The following is a 13,765-nucleotide window of genomic DNA, read 5'->3' as shown; positions in this document are numbered from 1 at the left end:
GAAATTACTTATTCTTCTTAATTTAAAAGCAAATTACTGTCATATTAATATATCTATTAGGAAAAGATAATCACATAATCGGCATTTTATTATTAGATGTGATGATTTAGAGTATTTATTTAAAATAAAGGATAGGTGAGAATATGATTTCAATAATTAAAGGATGTAACGTGTATGCACCTAAGCACCTTGGAATAAAAGATGTTGTGATAGCCGGGGGCAAAATAGAAGGGATATATGAAAATCTTAATATTAAAATTGCTCCGATAGATGTTGAGGTTATTGATGGAAGAAATAAATTACTTTTTCCAGGGTTTATAGACGGTCATGTTCACATTATAGGTGCTGGAGGCGAAGGTGGATATAATACAAGAACTCCTGAAATGCCATTATCTAGCTTGGTTAAGGCGGGAATAACCACGGTTGTAGGATGTATAGGAACAGATGGAACATGCAGAAGCATGAAATCATTGATAGCAAAGGCGAAAGCACTAAAACAAGATGGCATGTCTGCATACTGTTTTACTGGTTCATATGAGTTGCCTGTTAAGACTGTAACAGACTCAATTAAAAGCGATTTAATGTTGATTGAAGAAATAATTGGAATAGGGGAAATAGCTATTTCAGATCATAGAAGTTCTCAGCAAACCTTTGAAGTATTTGCAAATGCAGTAGCAGAAAGTAGAGTTGGAGGTCTTCTATCAAATAAGTGTGGAATTGTTAACATACATTTAGGTGAAGGAAACAGGAAATTAAATTATTTATTTGAATTGCTAGATAAGACGGAAATTCCTGAGACTCAGTTACTACCGACTCATATCAATAGAAACGGTAAGCTATTTAAGGAAGGCTTAGAGTATGTTAGAAAAGGTGGCTTCATTGACTTAACAACCAGCTGCGACCTAGAGAATTTAGGAGAAGGCGAACTTAGAGCTGGTGAAGGATTAAAAAAATACTTAGATGAAAAATTACCTATAGACCATATAACTTTCACTTCAGATGGAAATGGAAGTATGGAGAAATTCGATAAAGATGGAAAGCTAGAAGGATATGAAATTTGCTCAGTTTCAACATTATACAGGGAAATTAAATATGCAATTAATGAACAAAATGTGCCAATTGCAGACGCTATTAAAGTAGTAACATCAAATGTTGCATCAATCATGAAATTTAACAATAAAGGCACAATTGAGTCAGGAAAAGATGCAGATTTAGTGATAGTTGACGAAAAATCTTTAGATATAGAGATGGTTTTTGCAAATGGAAAGAAAATGATGGAGAATGGAGAAGTAATTGTAAAAGGATTTTTTGAAAAGTAATTGTAATAAGAGATGGGTTATATCATTTTTATTTGATATAACCCATTATTTTTAAATTAATATATAGAGGCTACACTTTTACTTTGAAAAAAGTGTGATGCCCTATAATTTTTTCGTTCACTTTTTGTGTTTCTTTCATCCAATGACATGTTGCGGTAGCCGGATTATAGAAAAATAAGGCATCATTTGTTGGATCAGCGCCCCTAATCGCATCGTATACTGCATTATAGCAATCTTGATCTGGATTAGCAGTTATTTTACCATTCTTAACGCATGAAAAGGCATTTTTTTGGAATATAACTTCTCTAATAGTATTTGGAAAATGAGGATCAATAGTACGATTTAATACTACAGAAGCTACAGCAACCTTTCCAGCATATGGTTCACCACCACTTTCAGCAGATACAAGTTTTGCCATTAGATCTATATCTTCACCCGTTATATATAATTGTTGAGTATCATGTTTGAAAACTTCTAAAACTTCGTTGTTTTTCTCATCAGACTGAGAATTGTTTATATTAGCACTTAAGTAGTTTACTTTCATTTTTGGATTTTCATAAGTAGTCTTAATTTCACTATGAGATCCAGCTAAATTAGACGCAAATGCTGGATTCATATTAATAACGGAAAGATATAGTATTAACGCAGTTACAAAAATACTATATGTCTTTTTCATAAAAAACCTCCTTCGGTATAATGCAACAAATAATATTATTGCCAAAGAAAGTAATTATATACACTATTTATTCGTATAATCATTTATAGGATTTTATAACGATATAAACTATAATTAATTAATAGTAATAAAAAATTACTATAAAAATAATTAAAAAGTAAGAAAATAATAATTCTCTTTATATCTAATAACATAGTATTTGTTGTATAATTTTATTGTGAGAGAAAAAGAGGTGAGAAATTTGCAAGAACTTTTAACAATGTTAATAAAAAGCTTTTCTAATATATCTATATGGTCCATACTAGATATACTAGTAGTATCCTATATATTTTATAAAGGATATATGCTAATAAAGGAAACAAGGGCAGAACAATTATTAAAGGGAATAGTATTAATTATAGCACTTATTCCAATCAGTTATTTATTAAAACTAGATATGTTATATTTTATATTAAATAAGACATTAACCATCGGGGTATTATCTGTAGTTATAATTTTTCAACCAGAGATTAGAAGGGCTTTAGAACATTTGGGAAGAAGTGCTTTCGATGATCATTATCTTAATAATAGAGAAGATTTTAATACTATTATTAATGAAATTACAATTGCTGTGCAAAACTTAGCAGAAAGCAAAACAGGAGCTCTAATTGTAATGGAGCAAAGTACCGGTTTGAATGAATTAATTGGTGCAGGAACAGTATTAGATGCCAAAATCACCTCGAATCTTTTGGAAAATATATTTGTTGTTAATACTCCTCTACATGATGGAGCAACAATAATAAGAAATAATAGAATTTTAGCATCTGGATGCGTTTTGCCGCTTACTAGTAATAATTCTATAAATAAGAAATTAGGAACAAGGCATAGGGCAGCGATAGGTTTATCAGAAGTCTCTGATGCACTAGTTATAATCGTATCTGAAGAAACAGGTGTAGTATCGCTAGCGATCAACGGAAAAATTACAAGGGGATATGATAAGGATAGATTAAAGCTTATACTAACTAAGGTAGTAGAAAATAGAAACCAAAAAAGAGTTAAAACGGCGGGAGAGAAGGTGAGGTCATGGATAAAAGTGAAAACGGAACGTTAATTGTTAAAATTATTTGTTTACTGTTATCAGTGGTTCTGTGGCTATATATCTCGAATGTTGAGAACCCACTCAGGACTTATGAATTAAAAGGAATACCAGTAGAATTAACTAATGAGGATTCCCTAGCAGATTCAAAATTCGCAATTGTAAATAAACAGCCATTTACGGTGGATTTAAAATTAGAGGGGCCATCAAGTGAAATATTAAAGGTGAAAAAAGAAGATTTTAAGATTGTAGCTGATATGTCGGCTTATGCACTTAAAGTAGGAGAAAATACCATACCAGTCCAAATAATGAGTTATCCTGAAAATATAACTATAAAGAATAATGGGATGTTGGGTATAAAAGTTAATCTAGAGGAATTGACCCAAAAGGAACTTACGATAAGCTCAAAAGTAAAAGTAATGTATAAAGAAAATATTTATGAAAAAGAGCAAAGCATAAATCCAAAGACCGTAACAATAACAGGGGGTAAAAGTTCTGTAGATAAGGTTACTGAAGCTATTTTGACTGGCGAAGAAAAGGATGTAGATAAAAATAAGCAAGGTGATTATAATATACAATTTATAGACTCATTTGGAAATGCAGTTAGCAATATTGAATCTAATATAAAAACTGCAAAGCTATCAATTACTGTTACGAATGGGAAGACCGTGCCAGTTAATTTAAAGACTACAGGAAATGTACCTCAAGGGTTTGTTTTAGATGGATATGAGTTAAGTAAAAATAATGTAACTGTATTAGGTGATAGTCAGATTTTAAATAAGTTGGAATCAATAGATACAGAGGCTGTGGATATGTCATCATTGCAGCCTGATAGTGAAGTCGATGTCAAACTTAACTTACAAGAAGGTATTTCGATAGGTGATGGAGATGGATCAATTAAGGCTAAATTTAAATTAAAGAAGGAAGAGAATACAACTAAAAATATAGAATGCAATGTTCAGTACAAGAATTTAAGTGATGTATTTTTGGTTACAAATCAAAGTTTAGTATCTAATGTAAAATTATCAGGTACACAAGAAGCATTAGATAAGATAAGTTCACAAAATATAAGTGTCATACTAGATTTAGCTAATGTAAAAGAAGAAGGGACTTTTGATTATACACCTCAGGCAACACTTGTTAATGCCAATAATGTAACAGTATCAGATGTTGGAAATGTTAGTGTAACAATAAAGAAGAAGGGATAATAATAAAATCACAGTATTAATTAATTTGTTAATACTGTGATTTTTTATGATATAATTTCTTTGAATTAGTTTGGAGTAAGGTAGGATGGGAAATAATAAATAAGATATGAAATTTGATTGAATAGATATATAATTATAGATTGTTTGTTGAAAGGATATGGTGAGAAGTCTGTGGCTATAAGAATAAATAATATAAATTTAAGTTTAGATGATGATTTAAATATTTTAGAGAAAAAAATATGTAAAAAGCTAAATATATCAAAGGAAGATATTAGTAGGTTAGATATAATTAAGAGAAGTATAGATGCAAGAAAAAAGAATGATATAAAAATAAGCTTTAGTGTCAATGTATTTTGTAAAAAAGAGAAAATGTTACTATCAAGAATACATGATAAGGATATAAGTTTTGAAGAAATTAGAGAAATTGAGTCAATAAAAAGTGGTACTGAAGAAATTAAAGCGAGACCAGTAGTTGTAGGATTTGGACCAGCAGGAATTTTTGCAGCATTAACATTAGCAAGGTATGGATATAGACCAATTGTGTATGAACGTGGGGAAGATGTAGATAAAAGAACTGAGACTGTGGAAAAGTTTTGGAAGGATGGATGTCTTAATTTAGAATCAAATGTTCAATTTGGGGAAGGAGGAGCAGGCGCATTTTCTGATGGAAAATTAACTACAAGAATTAAAGATCACAGGTGTTCATTTGTCCTTGATGAACTAATAAAGGCAGGGGCACCGGCAGAAATTAAATATGAGAGCAAAGCCCATGTTGGAACAGATCTTTTAAAAGGTGTGGTTAAGAATATCAGAGAAGAAATAAAGAGGCTTGGAGGCGAGGTTAATTTTAATTCTAAGTTAGAGAAAATAACATATAAAGATGGAAAGTTAGAGAGCATAGTAGTTAATGGAAAGAATATTACATGTGAGGCTTTAGTGCTAGCTATAGGACATAGTTCAAGAGATACATATGAGATGTTATATAGAGAAAATGTATCAATGGATGCAAAGGCATTTGCAATAGGGGTAAGGATTGAACATCCACAAGAATTAATAAATGTTAACCAATATGGCAACAATCATAATCATCCTAAATTACATGCTGCAGATTACAGACTTACATATCAAAGCGAAAAGCTAAAAAGAGGTGTATATTCATTTTGTATGTGCCCTGGTGGAGTAGTGGTTGCAGCAGCATCAGAAGAAGGAAGACTTGTGTCTAATGGTATGAGTTATCATGCAAGAGATTTAGATAATGCGAATTCAGCACTAGTGGTAACTGTCTCCCCAGAAGATTTTGAAGGAAGTTCACCGCTTAGAGGAATGGAATTTCAAAGGCACTACGAAAGTTTAGCGTTTAAGCTAGGTGGTGGAAATTATAAAGCACCTGTTCAATTAGTAGGAGACTTCATGAAGGATAGAGTGTCAACTAAGTTAGGTGAGGTAATCCCAAGTTATACTGCAGGGTATGAATTCAGGGAATTAAAAGAATGTCTACCTGATTATGTTGTAGAAGCTCTTAAAGAAGGAATTATAAATTTTGATAAAAAGATAAAAGGGTATGCAAGAGAAGATGCAATTTTAACGGGAATTGAGACAAGAACATCAGCGCCAGTTAGATTGAATAGAAATACTTCGCTTGAAAGTATAAATGTATGCGGACTTTATCCAACTGGAGAAGGGGCAGGATTTGCAGGTGGCATAATATCAGCGGCTGTTGACGGGATAAAGGTTGCCGAACACATAATTGAAAAATTCGATTTACCAAAATAAGATCATAAATAACATGAATGGAATTAGTATAATCTTTTCAGAAGATGAGGAAGATATATTATATTACGTTCATGTTGTGAAATATTATAAAAATAAATATATAAAATTAATAAGATAATAAAAATAATATTCTGAAAATTCAACATTTCCAATATTTTTTTGTTACAATAGGGTATAAAGAAATATTCATAGCATTGATTGATATAAATTTAACAAACAATTAAATTAATTATAAATAAAAGTTAAAAATTATTAAAGTAGAGGTGCAAAAAATGAGTAAAAACTTTGATGAGTTATTATCAAGATTAAAGGAAGTTCCAACAAAAAAAGTGGCTGTAGCTGTAGCACAAGATGAACCAGTATTAGAAGCTATAAAAGAAGCTACAGAAAATAACATCGCACAAGCAATATTGGTTGGTGATAAACAACAGATTCATGAAATCGCAAAGAAAATAAACTTGGATTTATCTGATTATGAAATAATGGATATTAAAGATCCAAAGAAAGCAACATTAGAAGCGGTAAAATTAGTTTCAAGTGGTCATGCAGATATGTTAATGAAGGGGCTAGTTGATACTGCAACATTCCTAAGAAGCGTATTAAACAAAGAGGTTGGTCTTAGAACAGGAAAATTAATGTCCCATGTAGCTGTGTTTGATGTGGAAGGTTGGGATAGACTATTATTTTTAACTGATGCAGCATTTAATACATACCCAGAATTTAAGGATAAAGTTGGAATGATAAATAATGCAGTTGTAGTTGCTCATGCATGTGGAATAGATGTTCCAAGAGTAGCACCTATATGCCCAGTTGAAGTTGTAAATACAAGTATGCAATCAACAGTTGATGCAGCATTGTTAGCTAAAATGAGTGACAGGGGGCAAATTAAAGGATGCATAATTGATGGACCTTTTGCCTTAGATAATGCAATATCAGAAGAAGCAGCTCATCATAAAGGTGTTACAGGATCAGTAGCAGGTAAAGCTGATATATTATTATTACCAAATATAGAAGCAGCAAATGTAATGTATAAGACATTAACATATTTCTCAAAATCAAGAAATGGTGGACTTTTAGTAGGTACATCAGCACCAGTAATTTTAACTTCAAGAGCAGATTCATTCGAAACTAAAGTTAATTCAATTGCTCTTGCAGCATTAGTTGCAGCAAGAAATAAGTAATAAATCGATCCATAATAATTAATGCATAATTAATGGAGAGATTTATATGGAATTTGCAATGCACTTTTAGATTCTATAATAATTTCTTCCGAAAATTATGCATTATGACTGTATAGAATGCATTAAATTTAAGGGGGATTCAGAATGTCATATAAGCTATTAATAATCAATCCAGGTTCAACATCAACAAAGATTGGTGTTTACGAAGGAGAAAAGGAACTATTTGAAGAAACTTTAAGACACACAAATGAAGAAATAAAGAGATATGATACAATATATGATCAATTCGAATTTAGAAAAGAAGTTATATTAAATGTTCTTAAAGAAAAGAATTTGGATATAAAGACTTTAAGTGCTATTGTTGGTAGAGGTGGAATGCTTAGACCAGTTGAAGGTGGAACATATGCAGTAAATGATGCAATGGTTGAAGATTTAAAAGTTGGAGTTCAAGGACCTCATGCTTCTAACCTTGGCGGAATAATTGCTAAGTCAATTGGAGATGAATTAAATATTCCATCATTTATAGTAGATCCAGTTGTTACAGACGAGTTAGCAGATGTAGCAAGACTATCTGGAGTACCAGAATTACCAAGAAAAAGTAAATTCCACGCTTTAAATCAAAAGGCAGTAGCTAAAAGATATGGAAAAGAAAGTGGACAAGGATATGAAAACCTAAATCTTGTAGTTGTACATATGGGTGGAGGCGTTTCAGTTGGTGCTCACAATCATGGGAAAGTTGTCGATGTAAATAATGCATTAGATGGAGATGGCCCATTCTCACCAGAAAGAGCTGGATCAGTTCCAATTGGTGATTTAGTTAAAATGTGTTTTAGTGGAAAATATAGTGAAGCAGAAGTATATGGCAAGGTTGTAGGAAAAGGTGGATTTGTTGGTTATCTAAACACAAATGATGTAAAAGGTGTTATTGATAAGATGGAAGAAGGAGATAAAGAATGTGAATCAATATATAAAGCATTTGTTTATCAAATTTCGAAAGCAATTGGAGAAATGTCAGTTGTATTAGAAGGTAAAGTTGATCAAATTATTTTTACCGGAGGAATTGCATACTCACCAACACTTGTTCCAGACCTTAAAGCAAAAGTTGAATGGATAGCCCCAGTTACAGTTTATCCTGGAGAAGATGAATTACTTGCTCTAGCTCAAGGTGCTATAAGAGTACTTGATGGAGAAGAACAAGCTAAGGTTTACTAGACGTAAAGATACACCTAGAGATATTTTCTAGGTGTATTTTTTTACATAAAATTCGCATATGTATATCGCTAAACTGTGACCAAATGATATAATAAAATAATCGTAATGATATTTAGTAAAGAATAAGTTTAATTGGGGTATGATATGGATAGATTTAATTGTATTTTGAATGACACAGAATATATATATTATCTAAAAAGAAATAAAAAGTTTGAAAAAGATAGAAAATTTTGCAAGCATAATTTAAAACACTTTTTAGATGTAGCACGAATAGCACAATTGATAAATCTCGAAGAAGGTTTAGGATTTAACAAAGAAATTATATATACTACTGCAATTCTCCACGACATAGGAAAGTCGCTTCAGTATGAAAATGGAACACCTCATGAAATAGCATCATGGGAGATTTCAAAAGAAATTTTACATAATTACAGATATAATGAGGAAGAAATTGAAATCATAAAACAAGGAATACTAGGTCATAGAGATAAAAAAAGTGAAAACTTTGCGCAGCTCATGTATAGAGCAGATAAACTCTCACGACTGTGCATTAGCTGCAAGTCTATTGATGAATGTAATTGGGGAGATGAAAAGAAAAATTTTAAAATATATTATTAAAAGGAGCTATAAATCAATGAAAATAGGAAGTAAGGAATTTAATATAGGGGAGAGAACATATATTATGGGAATATTAAATTTTACTCCAGATTCTTTCTCAGATGGAGGAAAATTTAATGACATCGATATTGCTATAAAACATGTGAAGGAAATGATAGATAATGGAGCTGACATAATAGATGTAGGAGGGGAATCTACAAGACCTGGATATGAGATAGTAAGTGAAGAAGAAGAAATTTCAAGAGTTGTACCTATAATAAAGGCTATAAAAGAAAATTTCGATATATCAGTATCAATAGATACATATAAAGCTAAAGTTGCAGAGCAGGCAATAAAAGCTGGTGCGAACCTTATTAATGATATATGGGGATTTAAAAAAGATAAAGATATGGCAAAAGTTGCGGCAAAATATAATGTACCTTGTTGTCTAATGCATAATAGAGATAATACAGAGTATAAAAATTTAATGGAAGATATATTAAATGATCTGAAGGAATGTATTAATATTGCTAAGGATGCTGGAGTAAAAGACGAAAATATAATATTAGATCCAGGCATAGGTTTTGGAAAGACTTATGAACAAAATTTAGAAACTATGAATAACTTAGAAAGAATCAAAGACTTGGGATATCCGATATTGCTTGGTACATCTAGGAAGTCTATGATAGGATTAGCTCTTAATTTACCTGTAGAGGAAAGAATAGAGGGGACAGTTGCAACAACAGTTATTGGAATAATGAAAGATGCTTGTGATTTTGTAAGAGTTCATGATGTGCTTGAAAATTCAAGAGCAGCAAAGATGACTGATATAATCGTAAGAAGATAGGATGGATGAGTTTTGGATAAGATGTATATAAGGGAGCTAGAGTTATTTGGTTTTCATGGAGTTTTCGAAGAGGAAAAAAGATTAGGTCAAAAGTTCATTTTATCTTTTGAGTTAGATATAGATCTAAAATTAGCAGGAAAAACTGGAGATTTAACTAAAACAGTTCATTATGGTGAATTGTGTGAAAAAATTGAAGACGAATTTAAAAGAAAGAACTATGATCTTATAGAAACAGCAACTTTAAATTTAGCTGATTTTATTCTTAATGAATATAAGATAATAGAAGGTGTTAAGGTGTTCTTAAAAAAGCCTTGGGCACCTATAAAGAAACATTTAGATACTGTAGAAATAATGATTGAAAGAAGAAGGCACAAAGCATATATAAGTTTAGGATCCAATATCGGGAATAAGGAACAATATTTAGAGGACGCAATAAATAAAATATCTGCAGAAAAAAATATTGAAATAATAAGAGAGTCATCGTTTATTAAAACAAAACCATGGGGATACTTAGAACAGGAAGATTTTTTAAATGGTGTTGTGGAAATAGAAACCATATTAGAAGCAGAAGAACTTATGGATTTATTACTTGGAATTGAAACAGATCTAGATAGAAAGAGGACTATAAAGTGGGGACCTAGAACTATTGATCTGGATATTATTATGTATGATTCAGTGGTTTCTTCAAATGAAAAGGTGATTCTCCCACACCCAAGAATGCATGAGAGAGAATTTGTATTAAAACCATTAAGTGAAATAGCACCATATCTTATGCATCCTGTGCTCAATAAGAGAGTATTTACTCTTTTAGAGGAGCTAGAGAAAAAAGAAAATTAAAAATATGAAACAGCTTATTATAAGGTAGGGGTAATTTTATGAGAAGTTCACTAAAGTTTACTAACAAATTAAATATGTTATCTGAAATGGAATGTGAATCAAAGTTTCAAATATTGGAATATGAGAATTTAGATGGAGCGACTGATGTTCAAACTGCTTTGGGACTTAATATAATGAAAAAGAGTGGGATAAAATTAAAACAAGTGAGAATATTGCTAGAAGATAGTTCGGTAACACTTGAACCAGGCTCTTTGAGCTATATGAAAGGGAAGATTCAAATAACAAATAAATCAGGTGGGTTGTTGGGACTTGGCAAAAAGATAATATCAAGTAAACTAATAGGGGAAAGTATATTTAGGCCTACTTATAGTGGGACTGGGGAAATATTTTTAGAGCCTTCTTTCGGTCATTTTGCATTAATAGAACTAGAGGATGATGAAATAGTTGTGGGAGATAATATGTTCTATGCATGTGAAGAAGGTATAGAAATTGATGCAACAATGCAAAAAAATGTATCATCAGCCTTTCTAGGGAATGAGGGGTTATATCAAACTAGGATAGAAGGTAGCGGAATAGTTGTTCTTAAGGTTCCAGTTCCAGAAAGTGAAATATTTAAATGTATATTAATTAACGATACTTTAAAGGTAGATGGAAACTTTGCTATCTTAAGGACAGGAAACATTGAATTCTCAGTGGAGAAATCATCTAAATCAATTATAGGAACTGCAGTTAGTGGAGAAGGTATGGTTAATGTATATAGAGGTACTGGAGAAGTTTGGTTAGTACCTACAAAAAGCATATACAAGCATTTAAATATTAAGGGATTGGACGCGATAAGTGGCATAAACCCAGAAAGTAATGTTGAAGATTTATGATTAGAATATATAAATAGAGTATTATAAATTTAATTAAAGAAGAAGTGTATTATAAATTTTATTTTATAATAAGCTTCTTCTTTGTTTTATGAATTTTATGTAATTCATATTAATATATGCTTTGATATATTAAAGTTGTAAAGTAAGCTTTAGATGGTTATAATTAAAGAGAAAATAAGTATTACAAGAGGTGATAAAGTGAGTTCTTTAGAGTCAAAGCTAAAAAGTAAAGAATTAGATTTATTTTTTAAATCAATTTTAGAACTTAAAAATATAGATGAATGTTATAAATTCTTTGAAGATGTAGCTACAATAAATGAAGTTAAATCATTAGCACAAAGATTACATGTAGCAAAGCTACTTAAAGGTAAAAAGACTTATTCAGAAATAGCTGAAATAACTGGCGCGAGTACTGCAACTATTAGTAGAGTTAATAGATGTTTAAATTATGGAAGTGATGGATATAATTTAGTTTTAGAAAGATTAAATGATGAAAATATAGACTAACATAGATGCTGATTCTAGAAATACTATTCTTATATGTAATTAATTGTAAAATAGTAATATTATAACAGAAAGAGAAGATTGTAAATACGTGTTAAAAATATTATACTATTTAAGGTAGGCACTGAAGAAATTACAAATAATATTATCCATTGTAGATGATTAAGTATATTATAGTAATTGAGTGACTATAACAGAATAAAAAAGTGAGGTAAAATTATGGGTAGAATGTTTGGAACTGATGGCGTTAGAGGAGTTGCAAATACAGAATTAACAGCAAGAATTGCGTATGATCTTGGAAGAGCAGGAGCATATGTATTAACAGAAGGAGCTCATAAGCCTAAAATATTAGTGGCAAAAGATACAAGAATATCAGGAGATATGTTAGAATCAGCATTAATAGCAGGAATACTATCAGTTGGAGCTGAAGCAATAGTGCTTGGAGTAGTACCTACACCAGCTGTTGCATACTTAACAAGAAAATATGGAGCAGATGCGGGTGTTATGATTTCTGCATCGCATAATCCGGTAGAATATAATGGGATTAAGTTCTTTAACGATAAAGGGTACAAGCTTTCAGATGAATTGGAAGATGAGATTCAAAGAGTTATTGAAAGTGATTTTGAAGAAGTTCCAAGTCCAACAGGCACAGATTTGGGAAGAGAGACAATTGAAGTGTCAGCATTAGATGATTATATAGAATTTGCTAAAAACACAATACCTTATAGCTTGAAGGGATTAAAAATAGCATTAGATTGTGCCAATGGAGCTGCATATAAATCATCAGTAAAAGCGTTTAGAGAGCTAGGTGCTGATGTATTTGTAATTAATGACAATCCAGATGGAACAAACATAAATGAAAATTGTGGATCTACACATCCAGAAGAATTAATGGAATATGTAATTAAAAAGAAATGCGATTTAGGTTTTGCCTTTGATGGAGATGCAGATAGGTGTTTGGCTGTTGATGAAAAAGGTAATTTAATAAATGGTGATTTCATACTAATGTTATGTGCAAAATATTTAAAAGAACTTGGTAAGTTAAAAGATGATACATTAGTTGTAACTGTAATGAGTAATCTTGGATTAGATATTGCATGCAAAAATGAAAAAATAAACATTATTAAGACTGCTGTTGGAGATAGATATGTTTTAGAAGAAATGGTTAAAAACAAATATGTCTTAGGTGGAGAACAATCAGGACATGTTATATTTTTAGATTATAATTCAACTGGAGATGGATTAGTAACAGCGCTTCAAATTGCAGGGATAGTTAAGAAAAAGGAAAAAACATTATCTGAATTATGTTCAATAATGAAGGAATTACCACAAGTTTTAGCTAATGCAACAATACCAAATGATAAAAAAGATTTGTATTTGACAGATGATGAAATACAAAACGAAATAAGAAAGATAGAAGAAGCTTTAAATGGTGTTGGAAGAGTACTTATAAGACCATCTGGAACTGAACCGCTAGTAAGAGTAATGCTTGAAGGAGAAAATCAAGCTGAGATAGATGAAATGGCTCATAATTTAGCAAATTTAATCGAGAAGAAATATAATTAATTAAATAAGGTATATATAACTTTGTTAAGAGGAACTCTATTAAATGAGTTCCTTTTTTGTTTATCTATCTAAAATGGATAAAACTAATTTAAAAT

The 13,765-nt window shown here is 30.9% G+C and carries 13 protein-coding genes; 12 read left to right on the top strand and 1 reads right to left on the bottom strand.

The window, feature by feature from the left end; all coding sequences use genetic code 11:
• Positions 1–143: 143 nt before the first annotated feature.
• Positions 144–1,319 carry a beta-aspartyl-peptidase gene (gene iadA, locus ACJDTP_RS06970; protein ID WP_406760844.1) on the top strand — a complete coding sequence of 392 codons (1,176 nt, stop codon included), beginning with the start codon at positions 144–146 and terminating at the stop codon, positions 1,317–1,319.
• Between the two features lie 70 nt (positions 1,320–1,389).
• On the opposite strand, the gene ACJDTP_RS06965 is transcribed toward iadA, so the two are convergent.
• Positions 1,390–1,995 (bottom strand): cell wall hydrolase, encoded by a 606-nt coding sequence (locus ACJDTP_RS06965; RefSeq protein ID WP_077842547.1) that lies wholly within the window; start codon positions 1,993–1,995, stop codon positions 1,390–1,392.
• Positions 1,996–2,254: 259 nt separating this feature from the next.
• Between ACJDTP_RS06965 and cdaA the strand changes: the two genes are divergently transcribed.
• The 11 genes from cdaA to glmM all read left to right on the top strand — a co-directional run bounded on the left by cdaA (position 2,255) and on the right by glmM (position 13,670).
• On the top strand, positions 2,255–3,085 hold the full coding sequence (cdaA, locus tag ACJDTP_RS06960) for a diadenylate cyclase CdaA (RefSeq protein WP_406760850.1): 831 nt from the start codon (positions 2,255–2,257) through the stop codon (positions 3,083–3,085).
• Positions 3,058–4,278 (top strand): CdaR family protein, encoded by a 1,221-nt coding sequence (locus tag ACJDTP_RS06955; RefSeq protein ID WP_406760843.1) that lies wholly within the window; start codon positions 3,058–3,060, stop codon positions 4,276–4,278. Before cdaA ends, ACJDTP_RS06955 begins: the two co-directional genes overlap by 28 nt.
• A 171-nt stretch (positions 4,279–4,449) precedes the next feature.
• Positions 4,450–6,051, top strand: coding sequence for an NAD(P)/FAD-dependent oxidoreductase (locus ACJDTP_RS06950; RefSeq protein WP_077842545.1), 1,602 nt, complete (start codon positions 4,450–4,452; stop codon positions 6,049–6,051).
• A 263-nt stretch (positions 6,052–6,314) separates the two neighbouring features.
• Positions 6,315–7,232: a phosphate butyryltransferase gene (gene ptb / locus ACJDTP_RS06945; RefSeq protein WP_270562869.1), complete on the top strand. Its 918-nt coding sequence runs from the start codon at positions 6,315–6,317 to the stop codon at positions 7,230–7,232.
• Between the two features lie 144 nt (positions 7,233–7,376).
• Positions 7,377–8,444, top strand: coding sequence for a butyrate kinase (buk, locus tag ACJDTP_RS06940; RefSeq protein WP_406760842.1), 1,068 nt, complete (start codon positions 7,377–7,379; stop codon positions 8,442–8,444).
• Between the two features lie 144 nt (positions 8,445–8,588).
• Positions 8,589–9,062, top strand: coding sequence for an HD domain-containing protein (locus tag ACJDTP_RS06935; RefSeq protein WP_078116899.1), 474 nt, complete (start codon positions 8,589–8,591; stop codon positions 9,060–9,062).
• A gap of 16 nt (positions 9,063–9,078) precedes the next feature.
• Positions 9,079–9,888 carry a dihydropteroate synthase gene (folP, locus tag ACJDTP_RS06930; protein ID WP_077842563.1) on the top strand — a complete coding sequence of 270 codons (810 nt, stop codon included), beginning with the start codon at positions 9,079–9,081 and terminating at the stop codon, positions 9,886–9,888.
• Positions 9,889–9,900: 12 nt separating this feature from the next.
• On the top strand, positions 9,901–10,725 hold the full coding sequence (gene folK / locus ACJDTP_RS06925) for a 2-amino-4-hydroxy-6-hydroxymethyldihydropteridine diphosphokinase (RefSeq protein WP_406760841.1): 825 nt from the start codon (positions 9,901–9,903) through the stop codon (positions 10,723–10,725).
• A gap of 38 nt (positions 10,726–10,763) precedes the next feature.
• Positions 10,764–11,600, top strand: coding sequence for an AIM24 family protein (locus tag ACJDTP_RS06920; RefSeq protein ID WP_406760840.1), 837 nt, complete (start codon positions 10,764–10,766; stop codon positions 11,598–11,600).
• Between the two features lie 198 nt (positions 11,601–11,798).
• Positions 11,799–12,107 carry a YerC/YecD family TrpR-related protein gene (locus tag ACJDTP_RS06915; protein WP_077837302.1) on the top strand — a complete coding sequence of 103 codons (309 nt, stop codon included), beginning with the start codon at positions 11,799–11,801 and terminating at the stop codon, positions 12,105–12,107.
• 216 nt (positions 12,108–12,323) lie between these two features.
• Complete coding sequence (gene glmM / locus ACJDTP_RS06910; protein ID WP_077842541.1) at positions 12,324–13,670, top strand: phosphoglucosamine mutase; 1,347 nt, start codon at positions 12,324–12,326, stop codon at positions 13,668–13,670.
• The last annotated feature ends 95 nt before the right edge of the window (positions 13,671–13,765 follow it).

It is taken from the genome of Candidatus Clostridium helianthi, from assembly GCF_045310795.1.
GTDB lineage: Bacteria > Bacillota > Clostridia > Clostridiales > Clostridiaceae > Clostridium > Clostridium helianthi.
Note: the sequence above shows the minus strand (reverse complement) of the source record. Positions and strands in the feature narration are given on the sequence as shown.